Source organism: Paenarthrobacter sp. NPDC057355, assembly GCF_042667405.1.
Classification (GTDB): domain Bacteria; phylum Actinomycetota; class Actinomycetes; order Actinomycetales; family Micrococcaceae; genus Arthrobacter.
The window spans coordinates 398,138-422,824 of record NZ_JBHVAL010000001.1; the positions used below are offsets into that span (position 1 = coordinate 398,138).

Below are 24,687 nucleotides of genomic sequence, written 5' to 3' on the forward strand. Positions count from 1 at the left end.
GCCATGTCAGCCCACCACCACAATTGAGGGAGCCTGCACACAATGGCCAAGGAACTTGCCACCCAACTCATCGAACAACTCCAGGCTGCCGGTGTGCAGCGGATTTATGGAATCGTGGGCGACAGCCTCAATCCCATCGTTGACGCCGTTCGTCAGACGGGAGGCTCGAAAAACGGGGGCATTGACTGGATTCACGTCCGTCATGAAGAGGCAGCCGCGTTCGCTGCAGCGGCTGATGCGCAACTGACCGGAAAGCTGGCAGTGTGTGCGGGATCGTGTGGCCCCGGAAATCTGCACCTGATCAATGGCCTGTATGACGCCAACCGAACCGGCGCTCCCGTACTTGCCATCGCTTCACATATTCCCAGCAGGCAGATCGGCAGCGGCTTCTTCCAGGAAACGCATCCGGACCGGCTTTTCAACGAGTGCTCCGTCTATTCGGAACTCATCAGCACCGCCGAGCAAGCACCCCGGGTCATGCACAGCGCCATCCAGAATGCCATTGGCCTTCGAGGTGTCGCGGTGGTTACCCTTCCCGGCGATATCGCCGGTCTGGAGGCTGCCGCCCCGACCCCTTTGCCGGCCACGTTCCGTCCCGCGAGCCTGGTGCCGGACGCCGCGAGCGTCCGCGAACTGGCCGAGGCCATTAACGACGCCGGAAAAGTCGCCATTTTCGCCGGTGCCGGTGTTGAGGGCGCCCATGACGAACTGATTTCGTTGGCCGGGCTGATCAACGCTCCCATCGGCCATTCGTTGCGGGGCAAGGACTTTGTCCAGTACGACAACCCCTTCGACATCGGCATGACGGGCCTGCTTGGGTACGGAGCCGCGGCTGAGGGTATCGAGGACGCGGACCTGCTGATCCTCCTTGGCACCGACTTTCCCTACGATCAGTTCCTTCCCGATACCCGCACCGCGCAAGTGGACCGGGCCTCGGAGCGGTTGGGGCGACGCACCGACGTCGACATTGCGGTCCATGGCGACGTGCTGCCGACGCTGGCGGCCCTGCTGCCCCTGGTGAAACCCAAGAAGAGCCGCCGTTTCCTCGACCAGATGCTGAAGAAGCACGACCGCCTCATGAACAAAGCTGTGGGCGCCTACACCCGCAAGGTGGAGAAGAAGCAGCCGATCCACCCGGAATATGCTGCCTCGTTGCTGGACCAGCTTGCAGCCGACGACGCGATCTTCACCGCGGACACCGGCATGTGCAACGTCTGGACGGCGCGCTACATCAATCCCCTTGGAACCCGGCGTCTCATTGGATCCTTCCTGCATGGGTCCATGGCCAACGCGCTCCCGCACGCCATCGGTGCCCAGGTGGCCTATCCCGGGCGCCAAGTGGTGTCCGTCTCCGGCGACGGTGGCCTCTCCATGTTGCTGGGAGAACTCATCACGGTGGCCGCGCACAAGCTGCCGGTCAAGGTGGTGGTGTTCAACAACTCCACCTTGGGCATGGTCAAGCTCGAAATGCTGGTGGACGGACTTCCGGACTTTGGCGTTGACGTGCCTGATGCGAACTATGCGGAGGTCGCGAAGGCGTTGGGCTTCCATGCCGTACGCGTCACCGATCCTGCTGACATCGAGGGAGCCTACCGGGCAGCCTTCGCCCACCCCGGCCCTGCATTGGTCGAACTCATCACGGACCCCAATGCATTGTCCATCCCGCCGAAGATTTCGGGCTCGCAGGTCATCGGCTTTGCCACTGCCATGTCCAAGGTTGTCCTGAACCGGGGTGCCGGAGAAGCTGTCAGCATGGCGCGGAGCAATCTCCGGAACATTCCCCGGCGGTAGGCTACCGTCCCAGGGCGGCTGCCAGGTAGGGGGCCGTCCGGCTGTCGTTGGAATGCGCGACGACGGCCGGCGGGCCAGCTGCCATGACCGTACCACCGGCGTCGCCGCCTCCGGGGCCGAGGTCCATCACCCAGTCCGCGCCCGCGACCACATCCATGTCGTGTTCGACCACGACAACCGTGTTCCCCGCCTCCACCAGCCTGTGGAGCTGTGCCATCAGAAGCTGCACGTCAGCGGGGTGCAATCCCGTGGTGGGTTCGTCCAAGAGGTATAGGGTGTGCCCGCGTTGGATGCGTTGCAGTTCTGTTGCCAGTTTGATGCGCTGGGCTTCGCCGCCGGAGAGTTCGGTTGCCGGTTGGCCAAGCCTCAAGTAGCCAAGTCCAACCTCTTGCAGGGTCTGGAGGCTGCGGGAGACCGACGGCATATCCTCAAGGAACGCCGACGCGGCCTTGACGGTCATCCCCAGGACATCAGCAATGTTTTTTCCCCGGTACGTCACCTCAAGGGTTTCAGGGTTGAAACGCGTGCCGTGGCACTCCGGACACGGACCGTAACTGCCCGGCAGGAACAGCAGTTCCACAGCCACGAATCCTTCACCCTGGCAGGTCTCACAACGACCTCCGGGAACGTTGAAGGAAAACCGCCCTGCTCCAAATCCGCGGGCCCGGGCACCGTCAGTGGCGGCAAATTCCTTCCTGACTCCGTCGAAGAGCCCGGTGTAGGTGGCCAGATTCGAACGCGGAGTGCGGCCGATGGGCTTTTGGTCCACCTGCACGAGTCGGTCGAGACCCCCGAGCCCGGATACCAACGATCGGGCGTCGGTGGAGGGCTCCGGGTGCAGCCCGGCTTCCACCACAGCAGCCAGGACACGACTGACCAAGGTTGATTTGCCCGAGCCCGACACGCCCGTCACCGCCGTCAGCACTCCCAGCGGGAAGTCGACGTCAAGGTCGCGCAAATTGTGCTGGTTCACGTGGCGAAGGTTCAACCAGCCCTTGGGTTCCCGTGGGCCGTCGAGCGTTCCGGCGTCCTTGCTGTGCTCCGCGAACAGGAAGGGCCCGGTGATGGAATCCTCCACCGACGCCAATCCTCCCACGGGGCCGCTGTAAAGCACCTGGCCGCCGCCCTCTCCGGCGTGTGGACCGACGTCCACCAACCAGTCCGCTGCCCGGACGAACTCCATGTTGTGCTCCACCACGAAAACGGAATTGCCGGACCTCTTCAGGGTCTCCAGTACGGCCAGGAGGGGTTCAGCGTCAGCCGGGTGAAGGCCCGCGGAAGGCTCATCCAGCACATAGATGACGCCAAAGAGGCCGGACCGCAGCTGGGTGGCGATGCGGAGCCGCTGCATTTCGCCGGGGGAGAGGGTTGGCGTGGGCCGGCCCAAAGCGAGGTAGCCCAGTCCGAGGTCCAGCAGTACCGTGATGCGGCTCAATAGATCCCGCGCGATGGCGATGGCGACTTCATTGCTTTCACCGGAAGTCTGCTTACGCGAGGCAGTGCTGGCCGCCTTCAGCCCGGCTGTGGGACGGAGAACATCGGCGAGGTCCGTCATAGGCAGAGCGTTGAGTTCGGCGATCGTTTTCCCAGCGAAGGTAACGGCGAGCGCCTCAGGTCGGAGTCCACTGCCCCCGCACGCTGGGCATCGCCCGGTTTCCATGAATCGCAGCACACGCTCCCGCATGGTGCTGCTCTTTGAGTCTGCCAGGGTGTGCAGGACGTACCTTTTCGCGCTCCAAAACCGGCCTTTGTACGGCTTGGCCACCCGGTCCCGTTGTGGAGTCACTTCCACGACCGGTTGCTCATCGGTGAACAGGATCCAGTCACGATCCTTTTTGGATAGCTTCTTCCACGGCGTGTCCACGTCGTATCCCAGGTGCGTGAGGATGTCGCGGAGGTTTTTGCCTTGCCAGGCGCCGGGCCACGCTGCAACGGCCCCCTCGCGGATGGTTAGGGACGGGTCGGGAACCACTGACCCCTCCGTCACTGTATGAGCCACGCCCAGGCCGTGGCATTCGGGGCACGCACCGGCAGCGGTGTTCGGGGAGAACGCATCGGAATCCAGTTGGCTCGCCCCTTCCGGATATTTGCCCGCCCGGGAAAAGAGCATCCGCAGGGAGTTGGAGAGCGTCGTAAGCGTGCCGACGCTGGAGCGGGCCGTGGCCGTTCCGCGCCGTTGTTGAAGCGCGACGGCGGGCGGCAGGCCGGTGATGGACTCCACTTTTGGGTTGTGGCCTTGTTGGATGAGGCGTCTGGCGTACGGTGCAACGGACTCGAAGTAGCGCCGCTGCGCTTCGGCAAAGATGGTGCCGAAGGCCAAAGAGGACTTCCCGGATCCGGAGACCCCGGTGAAAGCCACGATGGAGTCCCGTGGAACGTCCACGCTGACGTTACGGAGGTTGTTTTCCCTGGCCCCACGCACTTTGACCATGCCGTCGGCGAGGTCGTCTGAGGTCCAGCCCGCATTGTCGGGCGTGGGTTGACTGGCGATTGTCAGGTCACTGTCCATTTACACGACTCTATCGGGCCTGGCCGTCGGGTCGTACCGGCAGGCCTCGCCGGGATTGCCCCCTTGGTCGCCTAACCTACTAAGGAGGCCGGACCCTTTACTGGCTTGTTTGTGGTGTCTGTCGGTTCGGGGGAAGACTTGTGATCAGAAGAATGGTTTCAGCCGGGGTTCTCGCGATGACGCTGGCGCTGGCCTCCGTCTCGATACCGACTGCCGCGGAAGCGGGTGCGCAGGTCTACAACCCATGCCAGCGGCTCAGTGCAGGGCAGGTGAAGTACCCGTCCTACGGTGCCAACAGGGTCACCTTTGCGACGGCAATGGACCGCTCGCAGTCGGCTGTGATCGTCACGGGTTGTGTCAGGTCCGGCAGCGGTTATGCGCAGGAGTGGCAGACCACTGGATTTGCCGGGTCCAAGGGGTTTTCGGCGCAGAACATGGCGTGGGAAGATACCTGGAAGTCGCCGACAGGCAGTTTCAGTTTCACTGAAGCCTTGGGACGGTCCAACCCGGGAACCGCACTGAGGTACTACACCTTGAACCCGTATTCCCGCTGGGGAGGCGAACACGGCCCCAATTACAACCAGTACTTTGAGGGGATTGGTGGCGAATCGGACGAGAACCTCTGGACCTACATGAACCAAGGCTTCTACGAGCAAGCGGCCGTCATTAATTGGAATCGCTACCCGGACATGCCCACCGTGCAAGGTGCCTCGTTCGCCATCTTTTTCCACGCCGGGAACGTACCCAGTGCTGGCTGCATCTCCACCAACCTCGGCACGGTGGTCCAGCTCCTCAAGACCAACCGGCCCGGCGACCGCATCATCATGGGCGCAGTGGATGACATCTTCACTCCGTTCAGCAGCTCACCGTTTGGAGCGATCACCAACAAGTATGCTGCGATCGGTGGGCCGGCCTACGCCGGTGACCCTGTCAGCAACGAGATGTATGGCCTCAAGAACGGCGGCGCGGGCCAGGCATTCCAGTTTGGCTCCATTTACCATTCTCCTATGTCCGGGACGTTCTTCAGCACGGGTATCATCCGGGGGAAGTGGGGCTCAACAGGATACGAGAACGGGATCCTTGGCTACCCGACGTCCGATGAAATGCCAATGTCCCGCGGGGCCCGTGGGCAGGCTTACCAGAACGGCTCCGTATATTGGGGCGGAAGTACGGGTGCCCACCTAAGCATGGGCACCATCCGCGCCGCCTGGGGGCGAATGGGATACGAGAAGGGGTTCCTGGGTTACCCGACAACTGACGAGATCCGGGGTATGGCCAAAGGTGGCATCGGCCAAGCCTACGAAGGCGGCTCAATCTACTTCACGCCGACAACCGGTGCCCATGTCAGCACAGGGTTGATCCGCGTCAAATGGGCTTCGCTCGGATACGAAACGGGCGTTCTGGGGTATCCGGTCTCTGACGAAATCCGAGGAATGGTGGGCGCTGGCGTGGGTCAAGCGTATGAAAATGGTTCCATCTACTCCTCTCCCGCCAGCGGCACGCACATCAGTATGGGAGCTATTCGCTCCCTGTGGGGCCAACAAGGATTCGAGAAGGGCGCCCTCGGCTATCCCACGACGGACGAGTACCCGGCAAACGGCGCTGTTGTTCAAGACTTCCAAGGCGGAAGCATCGCGTGGTTCGGCGCCAGTGGCAAAGTGACGCTGAAAGGCTGACCACCGAACCAGGGCCAGCGGCAGTGTCCCGCTCCTGGAGCGAGGGCGTTCACTCAGCGGCGGGCCGACGTCGTTGTTGTTTAGTGAGCGAGCGCCGTTCTTTGGCGGCGCGGTGACGGCGCGCGGAACCGCGGGTTGGCCTGGACGCCCGGCGAACGGTTTCCGGCACCAGCGCTTCGGTGATGAGACCAGCGAGCTTGGCCAGGGCAAGCTCCCGGTTCCGTAGCTGTGAGCGCTCCTCCGAGGCCGTCACGGTCAGGGCGCCAGCGACCAGGCGCCTTCCGAGTCGTTGCAGCAACAACTGCCGTTGCTCATCGGTCAAAGCTCCCGAATTCACGACGTTCCACGTCACCTCGGCCCGGCTGTCGGTGGTGTTGACGTGCTGTCCGCCTGGCCCTGAGGAGCGCGAGAACCTCCAGCTGAGTTCCGACGCCGGTATCTTCAGCGAAGGGGGGATGTCCAAGTCCATGGGACAAGCCTTGCACGTCCCATGGTCAGTGGCCCCGAGCAGACGTCGGCTGTCCAATGCCGGCCTGGCGCATTTAGGATCAAGTCATGGCCGGATTCGCGGATTTTCTGGGCCCCATACTGGAAATGATGACCTGGGTGGGGTTCGTTCCGGGCGTGCCCCTCTTGGTATGGGCGTGGGTCATCGCCCGCCGGAGGTGCCAATGGGTAACCGCCGACGGCGAGCAGTTCGCGGCGGGCGGCTTCCTGGGACTTCGTTGGGTGGACCTGGAGCTCGAGGAGCGAAAGGTCTTGCTCGACATCGCGGCAACGGAGGACGGCGCCGGAACCGGCAGTGTTGTGGTGCACTACGATGCCTGCCATCCGTCACGGTGCTCCCTTGAGCCTCCGCGCTACGATCACACCGTGCTGATTCTTGGGTGGATCCTCACTGGCGTCGGCATCGTCAGCACTATAGGAGGGCTGGTTCTCGTCGCTCTGTAGCCCCTTGTATGCCTGTTCACGCCAGGGCTACCATGTGCGCGCGGGGCTGATGCGCCGCCCGAGGCGGGAGGACTTCGATGAGTGGGATTACTGCACCCCTGATGGTGGATCTGATCATTTCGCTGGACGGCTATGCCTCAGCTGAGGGGTGGCCGGGCTGGTGGGGATTGGAGGGCCCTGAATATCTGGCGTGGCTCGACGATCAAGCCACGAAAGTCGTCACCATGCTGATGGGGGCAAACACCTACAGACTCATGTCCGGCATGTCCGGACAGGCCTCCGAGGAAGATTCGGGGTTCTCCAAGGAGGAAGGGGACTCTTTGGCAGGCCTCGCCGCGGTGCCCAAGATCATCTTCTCTTCGACGCTGCAAGAGCCCCTGGCCTGGCCCAACTCCGAGTTGATCTCCTCAGATGCCGTGCAAGCAGTCAGGGAGCTGAAGCAAACCCGGAGCGGCACGCTGAGCACGCTGGGAAGCTTGAGCCTGAGCAGGTCTTTGCTGTCAGCTGGGCTGGTGGACCGCTACCGTTTGGTCATCTTTCCTGTCATCACGGGAAAGACCGGAAGCGAACGGATCTACGACGGTTACCCGGACGTGGCATTGGACATGGTCGAGAGCCGCACTTTCGATGGCAGGCTCCAACTGCTGGAGTACATTCCCCGGGTTATCGATGCTCCGTTGGGACGGGGGTAGCCGGCAATACCCTTGGATTCAGGCGTCCTGGGTGGTGAACAGCGGCGCCAGCGACAGGGCATAGTGGTCCATTGTTTCCGGGAAGGTCAACAGGCGTCGGCCCTCCAAGGCAGGGGTCGCTGGGCTCGCCAAACCGTTCACGGCCGGGAGGCTGAGAAGAGGCTCTGCGCTTATCCCGCGCGCGGTCAGGACGGCAATTCCCCAGGGGTCCGTGGCGTCGGCCACGGAGATGCCCGCGTTGTCGAAGGTGTCACGCAGGACATAGCGCGTGACGGTTCGCCACGACTGAAGAAACTGTGGCAGCAGCTGCTCCACGAGCTCGTCGTCGTTTGAGCTGTAGGCATTGGCCAAGGCCGCGGAGAGCGCATCCCACTCTTCGGCATCCCTGACCATCAAGTGGGCGGCCCGGAGGTGGGCAATGGTTTCATTCAACATCATGGCAGTCCCCAAACTTCCTCGTGCGATGTTTGCCCAACATGGGCAGGCCGCCCTTGGCAGGCCACGCATCTGTAGAACGGATGGGACACCGTCAAGATTCCCGCGGAGTGTTCCGGATACGGCAATTCCTCGCCCTCCTAGTAAATAAGTAAACTTACTATTAGGCTGTCGGGGTGGGAAAGTCCCCGGCGCAACAGGAAGTGAAGCAAACATGACTGAAGAGCAGGGCATCAGCAAGGTCACCGACATCATCAACGATTCCAAGATCGGGATGCTGGCCACCATCAACGAAGAAGGCGCCCTGGTCAGCCGGCCGCTTGCCGTCCAGGAAGTGAAGGACGACGGCGACATGTGGTTCTTTACGGGACTGGGAACCTCCCAGGTTGCCCACATCCGGCAGGATCCCCGCGTCAACGTCTCCTTTGGCAAGAACACGGAGTGGGTTTCGGTTGCCGGTACCGCCCAAGTGGTCACAGACCGCGCGAAGATCCACGAAATGTGGAACCAGGTGGTGGAGGCCTGGTTCCCAGACGGTCCGGACACCCCGGAAGTTTGCCTGATCCACGTGGATTCCGACTCCGCCGAATACTGGACAAGCCCGGGCGGCACGGCAGCTACGGTGCTGCAATGGGTCAAAGCCAAGGTCACCAACTCACGGTTCAGTGTTGGCGAAAGCGGTACCGTGGAATTGTGAGCGTCCATGGTTGACACAGAGCGGTTCCGGATACTTCTTGAGCAGGAGCGTGACCGGAGGCTGGTGCTGCTCTCGGCGCTTCGAAGCGACATCACCTCGGTGAGCCAAGCACGGCTGGACTCCAATGTCGACGACGAGCACGATCCCGAGGGCAGCACCATAGCCTTCGAGCTCTCCCAGGCCTCCGCCCTTCTTGGCCAGAGCAGGGAAGGTCTCGAGCAGATCGACGCCGCGCTGGTCAGGATCGAAGCGGGCACCTATGGCCATTGTGAAATCTGCGGAATCGACATACCTGAAGGCCGGCTTGAAGCCCGGCCGTGGACGCCGTTCTGCGTGCTGCATGCCTCAGGGCGCAGGTAGTGTTCAATTGCTCTGCCCGGCTTCGGCCGTACTGGCGCGATCGGCCTCTGCGCCATACTTTCGGCTCGCCGCAAGGAACGGCACCGCAAGGATCTCGACGACCCCGGCCATGGCAAGAGATGCCGGATATCCGTAGAGGTCGGCGCCACGGCCCAGGAGGGGCTGAATCACCACCCCTCCGCTTGAGCCCATCAGCGAATCAAAGCTCAGCACAGTGGCCCGCTGCTTGGACGGGATCATGTCATTCAGATATGCCTGCCGGACAGGCATGACGGCGGACCCCACCACGCCCCACAGCGCCAACAGCGCCAAGGCCACCCAAAAACTGTGGGTGAATCCGAGGACAATCAGGATCAGTGCGCCACCCACTCCGCCCAGAATCAGCACGGAAGTGCGTTTGTGGAAAAGGCTCCGGGCATGCGGAGCCAGCCAGCCTCCCAGGATCTGGGAGCCTGCAACAATGGCTGCGGCAAGGCCGGCGATCGAATACGCCTGCGGGTCGCCGAAGAGGTCCAGCAGGTAGGGCTGCAAGGCGTAGAAAACGTAAATCCCGACGCCGGCGCTGAAGGGAGCGGCCAGCATCACGAATCGTACGGGCGGGTTTTTCAAACCGCTCTCGATCGAGGCGGTGAGCACCGCATGGGTCGCCCGCAGTGGATGCGTCGATCGCTCGGGCGAGAAGCCGACGTCGTGCATCAGCCCAAAGGCGACGGCGAACATGGCCAGCAGCACCAGCACGCGCAGGATGAAAGGCACGCCAAGGTTGGTGGCCTGGGCAATCACGCCGCCCGCCACGGAGCCCAGAAGCATCGCCACGCCCTGGACCATCTGGCCCCGGCCAAGTACGGACTCGAGGCCGCCTTCGTAGCCGGAAAACCGAAGGGCATCAACGAGCCAGGCCTCCACCGCTCCGGAAAAGAACGTGAATCCAAGTCCAAGTAGGACCGAGACCACCGCCCACATCCAGAACGGCGCCGATGTCTGCCACAGCAGGTAGTACAGGTAGGTCGATGCCGCGAGAGTCACGGTGCCCAGAAGGAAGGAAGTACGCCGTCCCCAGCCATCAGCCACCACACCGGTAGGAATTTCGAAGAGGACCATGCCTGCGGTGAAGAAGGCGTTGGCGGCGAAAGCCTCAAGGTTGCTCAAGCCGGCGTCCAACAGAAAGAGGGTATTAATGCCCCAAATGAACGACGCCGCAACGGTATTGCCCAGCGTCAACGTCAGGTAGACGCGTTGAATCTTGCGGGCGGCCGGGTTCATGGTGTCGCCGGTCCCGCGGGCGCGTGGAGGGACCACGTGCCCATTCTCGCGCCGATTGCCCGCTGCCGCCAGATCCGTGCCTGCGGTTTATGGTTCGTGGCTTGTGGGGATGTCCTGGGAGGCGGCCCACTCGCCGACATCCCTGCGTTCGATGGCGGCTGCCATCATTTCGGGAAACAGGTCCGGCGTGCAAGCGAAGGCCGGGACTCCGATACCGGCAAGCGCTGCGGCGTGCTGGGAGTCGAACGACGGGTGACCACTGTCGCTCAAGGCCAGCAGGGCGATCATGGTGGTTCCGCCGCCGACAATTGACGCCGCCCGACGCAGCATTTCCTCGGCTATGCCTCCTTCATAAAGGTCACTGATCAGCACCAGGATGGTTTCTGTCGGCTTGGTGATCTGTCCTTGGCAATAAGCCAGAGCCCTGTTGATGTCCGTACCACCACCCAATTGCACCCCGAAAAGAACATCTACGGGATCATCGAGATCGTCAGTCAGGTCAACGACCTCGGTATCGAAGACAACCAACCGGGTGTTTACCGAGGGAAGTGAACTGAGCACTGCACCGAAAACGCTTGAATACACCACCGACTCGGCCATGGAACCGGATTGGTCGATGCAAAGGATGATCTCACGCTGGATCTCAGTGCTGCGCCTGGCATGGCCGAGCAGCCGTTCCGGCACTACCGTCCGGTATTCGGCTTGGTAGTGCTTGAGGTTTGCAGCGATTGTCCTGTTCCAGTCGATGTCCCGGTGCCGTGGCCGGCGGGTCCGGGCCGAGCGGTTCAACGCCCCCGAAACTGCTTGGATGGTCTTCGCGCGGAGCCGTTCCTCAAGTTCCTTGGTAACTTGGCGGACCACTGACCGTGCAGTCTCCTTGGACGCTTCCGGGATGACCCTGCCAAGGCCCACCAAGGTACTGACAAGGCTGATGTCCGGTTGCACGGTGCGGAGCATTTCCGGTTCCAAAAGAAGCTGCCTAAGGCCCAGACGGTCCATGGCGTCAGCCTGCATCACCTGGACCACCGAGGACGGGAAATAGCCACGGATATCCCCGAGCCAGCGGGCTACCCGTGGACTTGAAGAAGCCAGGCCGCCCCGCCGGCCGGAGCCATCACCGTAGAGTGCTTCCAAGGCTTGGTCGCGTCGGGTGTCATCGTCCGATAACTGGACCTGTCCGCCGTCGTCCGTTGAGATTCCGTCCGCGTCATCGCCGCCCAGCACCAGTCGCCACCGGCTCAACCGATCGCGGACCTCAACAGTGTGGTCCGAAACATCGTTCACGCTACGGCCTCCCAACCCAGGATTCGCGCCATCGTTTCCAGTGCGGGCCCTGCCGCGGCCAAGTCCATGCCGGCATCGCCAACGGCATCCCGCGAGGAAGTCCCGCGGCTAATTTGCTCGCCGATCTCCCGGCGTTCCGGACGGCTGAATGCAGAAAACGTTCTGCGCAGCAGCGGCAGGACGTCCTCGAAGACGTCGTCACGGACTCCGTCCACCCATTCATCCACCAGTTTCAAGAGCCTCGGGTCGTGGATCAGCAACGTGGCGTCGCCGGACAGGAGCCCGTCCAGCCACGCGGCGGCCTCCGGCGCAGGCGTCGCGACGGACAGCCGACGGCTCAGGCCCGCCGCGACATCCTCCGGGCCCAGCAACCCGGCATCCAACAGCAGACGCGTGGCCCGGCCCGCTACGGAGCCGTGGATTTTGTCCGAGCGCGCTACGCCGCCCAACGCAGTGTGCCAATCAAGCATCGGCAGTTCAGGTACCAGCGTCATGCCGTCCTGGGCCGAATCGATGGCTCTGCGCATTGCGGCAGCGGCGTCGTCGTCGAGCCCGGCGCATGCTGTCGGCAGGCCCACGCAGGCACGTACCACAGTGGCCTCAAGGATCTTCCGGACGTCCCTGACATCGACACCACGCACATTTCCGTATCTGCAGGTGCGGGCCAGGGGAGCGATGGTCTCCAGGAGGGGTGGAACGTCCTGTTGGAGCGCTGTGCGGGCGGCCAAAGCGGTGACGACCCCGGCTATGCCGTCGGGGAGATCGGCCAGGAGGCACGCTTCCAGCAAAGCACCCATTGCGGGCAGGCCTTCGGCGGCCTGGGCCTGTTCGGATACGAAAGCCGCCGCGGCGGAGGCAACAGTGGTGCCGTAGCGGCTCGCTTCAACCAGTGAAACGGCAAGCTCGGGCCTCCACTCAAGCTTCCATGCCTCTTTGAAAGTGCCGGTGGTCCTGCCGGTCTCCGTCGGCACGCCCCACGCCACTCCCACCAGTGCCAGGCGATGCAGCAGCACCGAGCGGGCCAGTTGGTTCGGTTTGCGGAGGTCGAGGACCATGACCTCTTCCATTGCGCTTGGCTTCATGCGCAGCTTGCGCTGGTGGGCGGTGAGGTCGGCGAACAGGGGAAGCGTGGGAACGGAGTCAGGAACGCTTCCCAGCTCGGATCCAACAGTGAGGTCCCGATGTACCAGTGCCAGGGGAAGAGCAGAGCCGTCGCAGAGGACAGCCTGGGCGGCGTCGTCCAGTTCGGGAAGTCCTGGACTCGGTCTGCCCCGGACTGCCGCCAACGCTGTGGCCATGCGGGTGGCCTCCACCACGGACGCGGTGGAGGCATCCAGGTTTTGTCCCCGAAGGGCCTGGGCTACCCGCACCAACCACGTCGTGGCCACATCGCTGGAAGGGTCCTTGGACATCCAGTGCGAGAAGAGATGTTGGTACCACCCCGGTGCTGCGACACCTGCTCCGTATCCGCTGTCCAGGCTGAGCCGGTCCGAGGTCCAGGGAACCCATGTGACGGACACCTTGATTTTGGGGAGGCCGGACAGGACCTTATTGTCTGCTGCTGCGGACGGAAAGTCCGCAGGTACAAGGGCAGGTGCGTGGTACGCGCCGCAGATGACGGCGATACGTTCATGGCCCTCCCGCATGGCGGCCCGCAGGATGCGCCGCATGGCCGCTTCCCGACGGTTGTTTTCGACGACGTCCGGATGGTCTTCCGGGCGCTCATCCAGCGCCCGGATCTCCTTGATCGCATCGATGAGTGCCTCGAAGCGTTCGGCTGGGTCTGAACTGCGGTGCTCCACGGCATCCTCCCACCAACGCTCCGCATCGCTGTAGCCGGCCGCCTCGGCCAGGATTCCGATAGCGTCCGGGCGGTAACCCCGCTCTACCGGGCTGACGGCCTCTGCTTCGGAAGCGACCTTCAAGGCCAAGGAATTAGCGGCGGGAAGGTCCAGCGCGCGGACGGGCGTTCCTGTGGACAGAGCCCAACGGATGGCCACCCACTCCGGAGAGAAGGCAGCCATAGGGTAGAACGAAGCCAACCGGGGCTCGTCCACCGCGTAGATAAGCCCCGCAACAGGCGGAAGCATGTCGGGGTCCTTGACCAGGGGGATCACCTGGTCAAGTTCCGGCGGCCCTTCCACCAGCACCAGATCAGGTCGCAGCGTTGCCAAGGCCTCGGACACCGAGTGGGCCGAACCGGGTCCGTGGTGCCGGATACCCAGGATGTGTACTTCTGTCATGTCTGGTTGGCGGATTCGAGGTCGCGGCAGGCCCTGTAGAGGTCTTTCCATTCGGGTCGGTTGCGGACGACGGTTTCCAGATACTCCTGCCAGATCACACGGTCTTGAACGGGATCCTTGACGACGGCGCCCACAAGGCTGGCCGCGACGTCGTCGGCCCTGACCGTGCCATCACCGAAGTGGGCTGCCAGGGAAAGTCCGTTGGTCATCACGGAGATCGCTTCGGCCGTGGACAGGGTGGCCGATGGCGACTTGATGGTGGTCCGCTGGTCCTGCGTCACGCCTGCCCGCAATTCACGCATCACAGTGACGACCCGCCGGATCTCCGACAGTGCAGCCAGATCCGCGGGCAGTTCCAGTGCCTCGCCCAGGCTGCGGACCCGGGTGGTGACGATCTCCACTTCCTGGTCGATGCTGTCCGGAAGCGGCAAGACCACAGTATTGAACCGGCGTCGAAGTGCCGAGGAGAGGTCGTTGACGCCTTTGTCCCGGTTATTTGCCGTGGCGATGACGTTGAAACCCTTCCGGGCCTGTACCTCTTCATTCAGTTCCGGGATGGGCAGGGTCTTCTCGCTGAGGATGGTGATCAGGGAGTCCTGTACATCGGAGGGAATGCGCGTCAGTTCCTCCACCCGCACCAGGCTTCCTGTTTCCATGGCCCGCATGACCGGTCCCGCTACCATCGCGGCCCTGGATGGACCTTCGGCCAGCAAACGCGCGTAGTTCCATCCATAACGCAGTGCTTCCTCGGGTGTTCCCGCGGTGCCCTGTACCACCAGCGTTGATGAACCGGAGATGGCTGCCGCCAGATGCTCCCCGAGCCACGTCTTGGCCGTTCCCGGAACGCCGAGCAACAGGAGGGCCCGGTCGGTTGCCAGGGATGCCACCGCGACTTCCACCAGCCGCTCCGAACCGAGATATTTCGGGGTGATCTGCGTTCCATTGGCCAGTGTTCCACCCAGAATGTACTTGGTGACAGCCCATGGCGACAACTGCCAGCTGGGCGGCCGCGGGCGGTCATCAACAGCGGCCAATGCGTTGAGTTCATCAGCGAACGCGTTCTCTGCGTGGGCGCGAAGAACATCGGTTCCGTTCTGTGGATCTGTCATCGGAAGGCCTCCGTCAAGGATTGTCTGAATGATTGGTATTGGACGGCGTCGCGGAGAACCCGACGCCGGGCGGCGTCCTCGTCAGTCCGCTCCAACAAGCGCCGGCACGTCGCCGTTGCCTCTGCCGGCAACGCCGTGGGTAGGACATCGGAGAGCATCGAAGCCAAACGGCCCCCTTCCTTGGCGGAGATAACCGCAAGAACAGCCTCTGCCAACGCAGTACCCCATGGTTGGGGGAGCTCGCGCAGTAAATAGGCCAGGGTGACGGGCTCTTCCCCGCCTGTCTGGATGTGCCGCACCAGCCAGCGCTCACGCTCGCCGGCAGGCAGGCAATGCAGCAGCCGGGTATCGGTCCTGATGGTGAGCAGGGCCCGGACCCATTCCAGGTTGTTGCGGCCGGCGGCCGCTGAAGTCAGAGCGTCCAGGATCCTCGGCTCGTCTTTGAGGAGGGCTGCCGTCGCTTCCGGGCTGCGGCCCGAAACCGAGGTCCAGACCTCCAGCGGTGCACCCGTAATGATGGTCTCGAGCCTTCCCAGGCGGTCAGGTTCACCGTTGCGTGGTTGCGGCGCGATTCCGTCCCGCAACGCTGATGCGTCCGGATCCGGTGGAAGGTCGATGTCGAAGCGCTTGTTAAGCAATCCCTTGACGTGCAGCAATGGCAGCAGCCTGTCGGCCATCCGCCGGGCACGGGCACTTTCTGGCAGCTGGTCCAACAGCTCGGCTGCAACTTCGCGCACGCTTTTGGCTTTGTCGTCCAGGCCCTTCTCCAACAGTGCCTCGTCCTCATCGCGGAGGTCGGTGCCCAGGAGTTTCATAAGGTTCGCTCGCGTCCGGGCGCTGAGAGCATTCCACTGCGTGGACAGTTGCCCGCGGGCTGCTGCCACAGGGTCCACTGGGGTATCTGTTGCAAGGTCCACTGAGGCGTCAACGTGCCCGGGTTCTCGTCGTTCCGGCCGGGCGGACCATGATGGGCTGAACTCTTGGAGCCATCCCCCCCGTGTCCCTATGGCAGGCTCCAATACCCTGAATACCGACGACGTGTTCCCGGCCACCGCGAACAGCGCCGGAAGCAACCGGTGGGGGACCCGGAGTCGTGTTTGTGCCGCGAAGCCCAGCCAGTCCACCAACAGCTGGTTCCTGAGCTCCAGTCCCACAGGGGGCTGATTGAGCAGGAGTTCCAGGAGCCGTGCCGCTTCGCCTGTAGCCTGCGGCTCAGCATCAGGTGGTGCCGGCAGCACCTGAAGCCCGGGAGCCGATGGGGCGGGCGTCCGTGCCGCCCGGCCCACCACGTCCGCCAACGCGGCCTGGTCAAGAAGAGCTTCTTCCCGTGACAAACCCTCAGGGGCGCGGAGACCGAGTTCCGGGGGCAGCACGGGAGCCTCGTGGCGTCCGGTTCCCACGAGGGCAGTTGTTCGGAGCTCGTCAGTCCATCTCACGGGGTCACCACCGTCCCGTTCACGACGACGGTCAACGGACGGATCCGTCCGTCCTCCAGCTCACCAAAAACATCCACTTTTTGGCCCCCCGTGAGCGCCAGGAGCGCATCAAGCGGGGCGTCTACCATCGGAAGGGCGTGACCATGGGAGTCGCAGATCCAGCCGCTGTCCTCCGGACTGACCGTAACGTCGCCCAACAGCACCGGGTGACGGAGCCGCCAAGGCGAGGCTGCCACCGCGGTGGACTCATTCCCAAGAGCCTGGGCGATAGTGCAGCCATTGCCGAGTGTCGTCGCCACGCCCCCAGGGTTGATGGGACCGGTGAACATGGCGCGTTGCGGTGCCGAGCCCGGGTAGCGGGCCAGCGCCGCCTCGAGAAGGGCTCCGGACAGTTGCGGGGTGGCGAGGCCTTGGCCCTGCGCTGCGAAATCAAGAACGACGACGACAGTTCCCTCGGGTGACCTCAGCCAGGTCCGCTGTTGCTGGAGGCGGCCGTCGTCACTTCTGTGCGCACCCAGGACGAGCCATGGTCCCGGCAAGGACTCCGTCTCCTGTATTTCGGACGAGGGCGTGGCCCAGCCGACCGCTGTTTTGAGATCGGCGAACTCATCGGGGGCAAGACCGTCCTTCTGCGCCCACGCCTTGGTAAGGGCCCACCAGCGCCCGAGGGTCATCAGCAGATGATCAGCCCAATCCGTTCTCCCGTGAACATCCGAAGCCATCTGCCGCACTTGTTCGGCCACTCCGGGGAGCTGGGCATCCACCAGTCGTGCCGCCACGCCGTCCCACCACGAATACGGTTGCTTCCGCGCTGCCGCAAGTCCGGTCCTCACGACGTCAGTCAGCCATAGGGCGAAGTCGGCCATCCCGGCGTCCATCAGCTCCAACCGTGCTGTGAGGCGTTTGGCTTGTGCCTCGGGATCCGTAGCTTGACCGGTTTGTCGCCGTTCCTTGGCCGATGCCCGGTCGGCCCGTTGGTCTGCCCATTCCCGGGCGAAATCGGCGGTGTCGGTTGCTGACCCGGCTGCCTCGCCGCGGGCCCACAGCAGAAGCAGCGCCAAAGCGTGCTTGCAGGGAAACTTCCGGCTTGGACACGAACACCGGTAGGCAGGGGCAACCACGTCCACGCTCACCTGATAGGGCCTTTTACCGCTGCCCTGGCATTTGCCCCACACCAAAACATCGGTGCTGCCCGACTCCGACCACGGCCCGGGGTGCGCAAGCTTGCGCGCAGCAGCCAGTGATGATGCGTCAGGAGCGGCACTGATGACTCTCTCTTCGCTCCAACGCCCCATGTGGTTCATTCTGCCTGACCGCTCCGACACTTTTACGCATGGTCCGGGCGGGCCGCCTTAAAAGATGCAGGCCGGGGAACCCTCGAACGGTGCCCCGGCCTGTCCCGCGAAATCAGGCCTGGTTGCCCACCAGGTCGGCCAGGGCCTCTTTTCCGGGGCGCTCCGCGGAAAGCAGCCGCGCGAAAAATTCGCCGAGTTCTGCTGTTGCTGTCAGGGGCAGGACGTTGGCGACGTACTGGTCCGGGCGCACCACGACGATGGCGCCGTCGCGGCTGAGGCCGCGGGCCTCGAAGATGTCGTTGCCGGGGTCGGTGCCGAATACTTTTTCGAGGTAGGTGAGTTTGAAGGGTCCGACGGTGGGTTTGAAGACCGCGGGGACGGCGTTGATGTCCACTCCGGTGTGGTCTTGCTGGTAGATCACCTTGACGTCGAACCAGGCATCGCGGTCAAGGCTCGACGGCGTTGCGCCCAGTGGGGAGTCGGGTGCGGTTTCCAGCCACTGGGCCAGGTCCTCCACGGCACCGGGGGCACCTGCGGGATTGGCGTCTGCGAAGACGTAGATCCGCCAGCGTCCGTCGGCTTTGGCGTGGTGGCCCAGGTGCATGGGGTTGGTGTCGCAGACCCGCTGGACGGGTGCTGATTTGAAGCGTTTGCCTACGGGGAAACCGGTGGCGAGGTCCTGGTGGGTTGCTTCGGCAACGAGCATCGAGGGGGCGTACTGGGTCATGAACCCGGCGGGGAACTCCGCGGTGCTGGTGTAGAAGGTTTCCAGTTCGGTGGGGTCCTTGAATTCCTCGGGCTTCTTGGCCATGAGGGTGGACCATTCCTTGTCGAAGTCGATGAGGTTTTTCGCCACGACCTGGCGTTCGGCGGAGTAGCTGTCCAGCAGGGATTCCGGGGACCGGCCTTCGAGGACGTGGCCGAGTTTCCAGCCGATGTTGAAGCCGTCCTGCATGGAGACGTTCATGCCTTGCCCGGCCTTGGCCGAGTGGGTGTGGCAGGCGTCGCCGGTGATGAACACCCGAGGGGTGCGCGTGCCGCGTTCGTCCGGCAGGACGTCGTCGAACCTGTCCGTAAGCCGGTGCCCGACTTCGTACACGCTGTGCCATGCCACGTTGCGGACATCCAGGGTATAGGGGTGGAGGATGTCGTTGGCCTTGGCGATGATCTGCTCAATGGTGGTCTTGCGCACCGCGCCGTGGTCATCGGCAGCGACCTCACCCAGATCAACGTACATCCGGAACAGGTGCCCGCCCTCGCGGGGAATCAGGAGGATGCTGCCACCGGAGCCGGACTGGATGGCGCACTTGGTGCGGATGTCCGGGAAGTCCGTCACTGCCAGGACGTCCATGACGCCCCACGCGTGGTTGGCCTGGTCCCCGGCCAGATGGCAGCCAATGGACTCGCGGACCTTGCTTCGTGCGCCGTCCGCGCCAACGACGTACTTGGCCCGGATAACCCGCTGCTGGCCTTCCACCGCGCCGGAGGTGTGAAGGACGGTCACCTCCACGGGGTATTCGCCCTCGCCGGTGACCTTCAAGCCCACGAACTCGTATCCGTAGTCCGGGACCATGCGTGTGGGGGAGTTGGCCATGAACTCTGCGAAGTAGTCGAGCACGCGGGCCTGGTTAACGATCAGGTGGGGGAATTCGCTGATACCGGCCGGGTCGTCCACGGCACGGGCGGCCCGGACAATCTTCGTGTGATCGGCCGGGTCCGGCTTCCAGAAGGCCATCTCTGTGATGCGGTAGGCCTCGGCGGTGATCCGCTCTGCGAATCCGAATGCCTGGAACGTCTCGACGCTGCGGGCCTGGATGCCGTCAGCCTGGCCAATCGCCAAGCGGCCCGGACGACGCTCGATGATGCGGGTGGTTACTCCCGGGAACTGCGACAACTGGGCGGCCGTCAACATCCCTGCAGGGCCGGTGCCCACGATGAGGACGTCGACTTCGTCCGGGAGCCCGGCCGGCCGGTTGATTCCGACGCCGGCGGCGGGCTCGACCCGCGGGTCACCTGAAACATAACCGTGGTGGTGGAACTGCACGGGCTTTCCTCACTTCTTTGTGGGCTATTGAAACCATCTTGTTCGATAATAGAACAGCATGTTCTATTATCGCTCGTTATATCGTAATGCGGCTCACAGTCCGGGTTCAAGCCGTCCCGGTAGCTTCTCCCCGAATCGCCCGTGGTTCCTGCGCATTTGATCCATCGCATGTCAGGATCAGGTATGCCGCGACTGATGCTCCTCGATACTGCCTCCCTGTACTTCCGTGCCTTCTACGGGGTACCCGATTCCATCAAGCGCGCCGATGGGACTCCGGTCAACGCAGTGCGTGGCTTGATGGACATGATTGCCCGCCTCGTGACCGATTACGAGGCCACACACTTGGTGGCCTGCTGGGACAACGACTGGCGGCCGCAGTGGCGTGTTGACCTGATCCCCAGCTACAAGGCGCACCGCGTTGCGGAGATCGTGCCCAACGGTCCCGACGTCGAAGAAGTCCCCGACCCGCTCGAGGCGCAGATCCCCATGATCCGCAAAGTCCTGGATCTTGCCGGGATAGCCGTGGTTGGCGTGGACCAGCACGAGGCCGATGACGTGGTGGGCACCTACGCCAGCCTTGCGCCGATCCCTGCCGATGTGGTGACGGGCGACCGGGATCTCTTCCAGCTCGTGGATGACCAGCGCGACATACGGGTGATCTACACAGCGCGGGGGATGAAGAATCTCGAAGTGGTCACCGACGTCGTCGTTGTTGGCAAATACAGGGTCCTGCCCCAGCAGTACGCGGACTTCGCAATCCTCCGGGGAGACGCCTCCGATGGGCTCCCCGGGGTTGCCGGCATAGGGGAAAAGACGGCGGCCGCCCTGCTTGGGGAGCACGGCTCGCTGGAAGGGCTGCTGGAGGCGGCAGAAGATCCCGACGGCGGGTTGTCGGCTTCCATCCGCGCCAAACTGTCAGGCGCGGCGGACTACCTGAAGGTTGCGCCCGCCGTCGTCAATGTCGTCCGTGACCTGAAGGTGCCGACCCTCGAGGAGGCAGGCGCCCACTTGGGCCCCGTCACGGGCGAAGCGCGCGCCGAGCTGGAGCGGCTGGCCACCGAATGGAACCTGGGCGGCTCTGTCAGCAGGCTTCTGGACGCGTTGGACCGTATCGGCTGAGTTCGCCGACTGGCTCGGCTGGATTCACAGCCTCGTCATAGCTTTCGGACAGCCAAGTCTGGGGTTGGTCCCTCAACGTGTTAGGAGGACGGTGTACTGGCCGTCCCGCAGACAACACCCGTAGCAACGGATCGAGGAGAGGTACATGTCGAGAACCAAGAGAGTTACCCTTAGCGTCGCAGCCGGAGCGCTGGCCTTGGGCGCCGGACTGGGTGTGACCAGCATGGCCACAGCTGCCACGACGCCAACGCCGAGCGCCACATCCTCTGCCGATGCCACCGCGCCATCGGACCACGCCGGAAAGCCGGGCGGGCACGGGCACGGGCGTGACGGCGGAAAGATCGCGCAGGAGCTGGCGACGAAGCTCGGAGTCGACGAGACCAAGGTGTCCGAGGCCCTGAAGGCCTTCCGTGAAGCGAACAAGCCGACCACACCTCCGACCGAGGGAACCGAGGGCACCAAGCCGGACCCATCGGCGCATGAGGCTGCATTGGCCAAGTCGCTCGCATCCGCACTCGGCGTTGACGAAGCCAAGGTCACCGCCGCATTGCAGGAAATCCGCTCCGAGGGCCAGGCCGAACGTGCCGCAGCCCTCAAGACCCGGCTGGACAAGGCCGTGACGGACGGAAAACTCACCCAGGCAGAGGCTGATGCCGTGACCAAGGCCGTTGAGGCCGGAGTTATTGGTGGAGGCGGCCGCTAGCCGTCACTGCCCCGTCTTTGGGCGAACATGAAGGATCCCTTGGAATCGTCCAGGGGATCCTTTGCGTTGCCCGCGAAAAGATTTTCGCACGCGTTGTCGATTTGTCCTCGCACTGTTCGACCTAAGGGTGAGAAGGTCGAAGAGCGGCTTTCCACGACACAGGAGATTGATCCAGATGGCAAAGTACATGTTGATCATGCGGGCAGATGACGATTCCTACGCCAAGTTCGAGAACATCGACTTCAACGACGTCCTTGAAGCCATGGGCAAATTCAACGACGAACTGATCCGGGCAGGGGTGCTCCTCGCCGCCGAGGGCCTGGAGGACGCCAAAGAAACGGTGGTGGTGGACTTCACGGGTGAAACCCCGGTTGTCACGGACGGCCCCTACGGAGAGACGAAGGAACTCTTCGGCGGCTTCTACATCCTCGACGTCGCCTCCAAGCAGGAAGCCGTGGAATGGGCCAAGAGGGCGCCCATGACGGCCGGCACCAAGACCGAGATCCGCCGCGTCACCAGCATCGATGAGTTCCCGCAGGACAACGAGTGGATTCAGAAGGAACGCGCCTGGCGTGAGCAGACCGGACAACTCTAAGCATCCGGCGGCTTGGCGTAGCCAACGGCAGCGGAAGTGAGCAGCAACGAGGCAAGGGCCGCCGTCGAAGCGGTATGGCGCAGTGAATCTGCCCGCATCGTCGGCGCCCTTGTCCGCTACACGGGTGACTTCGCCCTTGCTGAGGACCTTGCCCAGGAGGCACTCGCGGAAGCGATCGTCTCATGGTCAGTCAACGGCATCCCGCGCGAGCCCGCGGGTTGGCTGATGACAGCAGGTAAGCGCAGAGCCATCGATACATTCCGGAGGCGGTCGGTCCAGGACGAAAAGTACGCGCTGTTGGCCCACGGTCTTTCCGAGGAGGACCCCGGCACGGACGCGCTGTTCAACCCCGACGCGATCGACGACGACGTCCTTGCACTGATGTTCATTTCCTGCCATCCGGTGCTGTCCAAGGAAGCACGTATTGCCCTGACTTTGAAGGTCGTAGGGGGCATGGGCACCGACGAAATAGCCAAGGCGTTCCTTATTCCCGTTCCCACCGTCCAGGCCCGCATCACGCGGGCCAAGAAGACCCTGGCAGCAGCCCACATACCTTTTGCCGTTCCGGAGCACCGTGAAATTCCCCAGCGGCTGGGATCCGTGCTCCAGGTGCTCTACCTCGTCTTCAATGAGGGGTCATTTGCCTCAGCGGGGGATTCCTGGATGAGGACGGAGCTCGCTGCCGAAGCCAGGCGGCTTGTCCGCGTCCTTGTCCGGCTGACTCCGGAACCCGAAGTCTTCGGGCTGCTGGCCTTGATGGAGCTGACGGCTGCCCGCTTCCCTGCCAGGCTCGACGCTGCCGGGAATCCCGTCCTCCTCGAGGACCAGGATCGACGCCGCTGGGACCAGCCAGCGATCCGGCGCGGCCGGGCGGCACTTTCGACGGCGATTGCGTCCGGGCGGGGACTGGGTGCCTACGGACTGCAGGCGTCCATTGCCGAATGCCATGCGCTGGCGCGGACGGCGGCGGAGACGGATTGGGAGCGGATTGCCATTCTGTATGAGGCCCTAAGTTCGCTTGCGCCGTCACCGGTAGTAGAGCTTAATCGTGCGGTCGCATTGGCCATGGCTTCCGGTCCAGCTGCGGGTTTGGAGCTCGTCGACTCGCTCCAGGGCAGGGGAGAGCTGGAGGGATCGCATCTTCTGCCAACGGTAAGGGGCGAATTGCTTGCCCGGCTGGGTCGTCGCGCGGAGGCGGTGGAGGCCTGGACGGCAGCACTCGACCTATGTTCGAACACCGCCGAAAGGACTGCGCTGGAACGGAAGATCGCACTTTTGTGAGTGGCAAGGGGGTCCCTGCCAGTACCCCTAACAGCATTAACTCCTAACGTTCAGCCAGGCAGTGTTAGATGGAAATATCAGATTTGTACCAACCCGCAGGAGAAACATGCCTACCGCTTCCGCTTTTGCTTCACCCTCTGCCACAGGCGATTTGACCCTGACCACCATCGAACGCCGCGAGGTTGGCCCGAACGACGTCCATATCGACATCAAGTTCGCGGGCATCTGCCATTCGGACATCCACACTGTTCGCGGTGACTGGGGTCCCCAGCAGTACCCCCTGGTCCCCGGCCACGAGATTGCAGGCATCGTAACCGAGGTTGGCTCGGCGGTCACCAAACACAAGGTCGGTGACCGGGTCGGCGTCGGCTGCATGGTGAACTCCTGCAAGGAATGCAAGAACTGCTTGGCCGGCGAGGAACAGTACTGCCTCAAGGGCAACGTCGGCACCTATGGCGCGGTGGACCGCGACGGCACCATCACCCAGGGCGGATACTCCAGCGATGTTGTGGTAAACGAAGACTTCGTGGTGACCATCCCGGAAGGGCTGGACCTTGATGTTGCCGCTCCTTTGCTCTGCGCCGGCATCACGACGTTTTCCCCCCTGCACCACTGGGGTGCCGGTCCGGGTAAGAAGGTGGCCATCGTCGGTCTGGGCGGCTTGGGCCACATGGGCGTCAAGATCGCCCACGCCATGGGTGCCGAGGTGACGGTCCTCTCGCAGTCGCTGAAGAAAATGGAGGACGGCCTCAAGCTCGGCGCCGACCACTATTACGCGACCAGCGATCCCGCCACTTTTGAACAGCTCGCCGGTACCTTCGACCTGATCATCAACACGGTGAGCGCATCCATCGACATCAGCGCCTACCTTCAGTTGCTCACGTTGGACGGAACGCTTGTCAATGTCGGCGCACCCGCCGAGCCGCTGCCCGTGAACGCTTTTGCGTTGATCGGTGGACGTCGTCGCTTTGCCGGTTCCATGATCGGCGGCATCCGCGAAACGCAGGAAATGCTGGACTTCTGCGCAGAGCATGGCCTCGGCGCCGAGATTGAGGTCATTCCTGCCAGCAAGATCAACGACGCCTACGAGCGCGTCCTGGCCTCGGACGTCCGCTACCGCTTCGTCATCGACGCCTCAACCATCGGCTAAGGCTCAACAAGCAGAATGGCCGCGCCCTTCAAGGGGCGCGGCCTTTTCGTTTCC

At 63.4% G+C, this 24,687-nt stretch carries 21 protein-coding genes; 11 read left to right on the forward strand and 10 right to left on the reverse strand.

Features of this window, described 5'->3' with window-relative positions:
* Window positions 1–42: 42 nt before the first annotated feature.
* Window positions 43–1,791 (forward strand): pyruvate dehydrogenase, encoded by a 1,749-nt coding sequence (locus ACFUOZ_RS01850; protein WP_377544116.1) that lies wholly within the window; start codon window positions 43–45, stop codon window positions 1,789–1,791.
* Between the two features lies 1 nt (window position 1,792).
* On the opposite strand, the gene uvrA is transcribed toward ACFUOZ_RS01850, so the two are convergent.
* The gene (gene uvrA, locus ACFUOZ_RS01855; RefSeq protein ID WP_377544119.1) at window positions 1,793–4,300 is read right to left on the reverse strand and encodes an excinuclease ABC subunit UvrA; all 2,508 of its coding nucleotides are present in this window, start codon (window positions 4,298–4,300) and stop codon (window positions 1,793–1,795) included.
* Between the two features lie 140 nt (window positions 4,301–4,440).
* On the opposite strand from uvrA, the gene ACFUOZ_RS01860 reads away from it, so the two are divergent.
* A complete protein-coding gene (locus ACFUOZ_RS01860; protein ID WP_377544122.1) occupies window positions 4,441–5,976 on the forward strand; it encodes a hypothetical protein in 1,536 nt (511 codons plus the stop codon).
* Between the two features lie 49 nt (window positions 5,977–6,025).
* Here ACFUOZ_RS01860 and arfB read toward each other — a convergent pair whose 3' ends face one another.
* The gene (gene arfB, locus ACFUOZ_RS01865; RefSeq protein WP_377544125.1) at window positions 6,026–6,445 is read right to left on the reverse strand and encodes an alternative ribosome rescue aminoacyl-tRNA hydrolase ArfB; all 420 of its coding nucleotides are present in this window, start codon (window positions 6,443–6,445) and stop codon (window positions 6,026–6,028) included.
* Window positions 6,446–6,531: 86 nt separating this feature from the next.
* On the opposite strand from arfB, the gene ACFUOZ_RS01870 reads away from it, so the two are divergent.
* Together ACFUOZ_RS01870 and ACFUOZ_RS01875 are read left to right on the forward strand one after the other, a co-directional pair.
* Entirely contained in the window at window positions 6,532–6,927 is a 396-nt protein-coding gene (locus tag ACFUOZ_RS01870; protein ID WP_377544128.1) for a hypothetical protein, read from the forward strand.
* 77 nt (window positions 6,928–7,004) lie between these two features.
* Complete coding sequence (locus tag ACFUOZ_RS01875) at window positions 7,005–7,619, forward strand: dihydrofolate reductase family protein (protein ID WP_377544131.1); 615 nt, start codon at window positions 7,005–7,007, stop codon at window positions 7,617–7,619.
* A gap of 18 nt (window positions 7,620–7,637) precedes the next feature.
* Here ACFUOZ_RS01875 and ACFUOZ_RS01880 read toward each other — a convergent pair whose 3' ends face one another.
* Window positions 7,638–8,057 (reverse strand): hypothetical protein, encoded by a 420-nt coding sequence (locus ACFUOZ_RS01880; RefSeq protein WP_377544134.1) that lies wholly within the window; start codon window positions 8,055–8,057, stop codon window positions 7,638–7,640.
* A gap of 211 nt (window positions 8,058–8,268) precedes the next feature.
* Here ACFUOZ_RS01880 and ACFUOZ_RS01885 point away from each other — a divergent pair, with 211 nt between their 5' ends.
* A complete protein-coding gene (locus ACFUOZ_RS01885; protein WP_377544136.1) occupies window positions 8,269–8,751 on the forward strand; it encodes a pyridoxamine 5'-phosphate oxidase family protein in 483 nt (160 codons plus the stop codon).
* Window positions 8,752–8,757: 6 nt separating this feature from the next.
* Entirely contained in the window at window positions 8,758–9,111 is a 354-nt protein-coding gene (locus ACFUOZ_RS01890; protein WP_377544139.1) for a TraR/DksA family transcriptional regulator, read from the forward strand.
* Between the two features lie 3 nt (window positions 9,112–9,114).
* Here the strand turns inward: ACFUOZ_RS01890 and ACFUOZ_RS01895 are convergent, their stop codons facing one another.
* The 7 genes from ACFUOZ_RS01895 to ACFUOZ_RS01925 form a co-directional block, all read right to left on the reverse strand.
* On the reverse strand, window positions 9,115–10,374 hold the full coding sequence (locus ACFUOZ_RS01895) for an MFS transporter (RefSeq protein WP_377544954.1): 1,260 nt from the start codon (window positions 10,372–10,374) through the stop codon (window positions 9,115–9,117).
* Window positions 10,375–10,461: 87 nt separating this feature from the next.
* A complete protein-coding gene (locus tag ACFUOZ_RS01900) occupies window positions 10,462–11,658 on the reverse strand; it encodes a VWA domain-containing protein (RefSeq protein WP_377544141.1) in 1,197 nt (398 codons plus the stop codon).
* The gene (locus ACFUOZ_RS01905; protein ID WP_377544143.1) at window positions 11,655–13,901 is read right to left on the reverse strand and encodes a DUF5682 family protein; all 2,247 of its coding nucleotides are present in this window, start codon (window positions 13,899–13,901) and stop codon (window positions 11,655–11,657) included. Before ACFUOZ_RS01905 ends, ACFUOZ_RS01900 begins: the two co-directional genes overlap by 4 nt.
* Window positions 13,898–15,010: an AAA family ATPase gene (locus ACFUOZ_RS01910; protein ID WP_377544145.1), complete on the reverse strand. Its 1,113-nt coding sequence runs from the start codon at window positions 15,008–15,010 to the stop codon at window positions 13,898–13,900. Before ACFUOZ_RS01910 ends, ACFUOZ_RS01905 begins: the two co-directional genes overlap by 4 nt.
* Window positions 15,007–16,446, reverse strand: a complete 1,440-nt coding sequence (locus tag ACFUOZ_RS01915) for a DUF5691 domain-containing protein (RefSeq protein ID WP_377544147.1) — start codon at window positions 16,444–16,446, stop codon at window positions 15,007–15,009. Before ACFUOZ_RS01915 ends, ACFUOZ_RS01910 begins: the two co-directional genes overlap by 4 nt.
* On the reverse strand, window positions 16,443–17,741 hold the full coding sequence (locus tag ACFUOZ_RS01920) for an SWIM zinc finger family protein (RefSeq protein ID WP_377544149.1): 1,299 nt from the start codon (window positions 17,739–17,741) through the stop codon (window positions 16,443–16,445). The genes ACFUOZ_RS01915 and ACFUOZ_RS01920 overlap by 4 nt, the downstream gene beginning before the upstream one ends.
* Before the next feature lie 112 nt (window positions 17,742–17,853).
* Complete coding sequence (locus ACFUOZ_RS01925; protein WP_377544152.1) at window positions 17,854–19,785, reverse strand: FAD-binding monooxygenase; 1,932 nt, start codon at window positions 19,783–19,785, stop codon at window positions 17,854–17,856.
* A gap of 168 nt (window positions 19,786–19,953) precedes the next feature.
* Here ACFUOZ_RS01925 and ACFUOZ_RS01930 point away from each other — a divergent pair, with 168 nt between their 5' ends.
* From ACFUOZ_RS01930 to ACFUOZ_RS01950, 5 genes are all read left to right on the forward strand, one after another.
* A complete protein-coding gene (locus tag ACFUOZ_RS01930; RefSeq protein ID WP_377544154.1) occupies window positions 19,954–20,904 on the forward strand; it encodes a 5'-3' exonuclease H3TH domain-containing protein in 951 nt (316 codons plus the stop codon).
* 145 nt (window positions 20,905–21,049) lie between these two features.
* The gene (locus tag ACFUOZ_RS01935) at window positions 21,050–21,607 is read left to right on the forward strand and encodes a hypothetical protein (protein WP_377544156.1); all 558 of its coding nucleotides are present in this window, start codon (window positions 21,050–21,052) and stop codon (window positions 21,605–21,607) included.
* Window positions 21,608–21,782: 175 nt separating this feature from the next.
* Entirely contained in the window at window positions 21,783–22,202 is a 420-nt protein-coding gene (locus tag ACFUOZ_RS01940) for a YciI family protein (protein WP_377544158.1), read from the forward strand.
* A gap of 36 nt (window positions 22,203–22,238) precedes the next feature.
* Window positions 22,239–23,483: an RNA polymerase sigma factor gene (locus tag ACFUOZ_RS01945; protein ID WP_377544160.1), complete on the forward strand. Its 1,245-nt coding sequence runs from the start codon at window positions 22,239–22,241 to the stop codon at window positions 23,481–23,483.
* A gap of 106 nt (window positions 23,484–23,589) precedes the next feature.
* The gene (locus ACFUOZ_RS01950) at window positions 23,590–24,633 is read left to right on the forward strand and encodes an NAD(P)-dependent alcohol dehydrogenase (RefSeq protein WP_377544162.1); all 1,044 of its coding nucleotides are present in this window, start codon (window positions 23,590–23,592) and stop codon (window positions 24,631–24,633) included.
* Window positions 24,634–24,687: the final 54 nt, after the last annotated feature.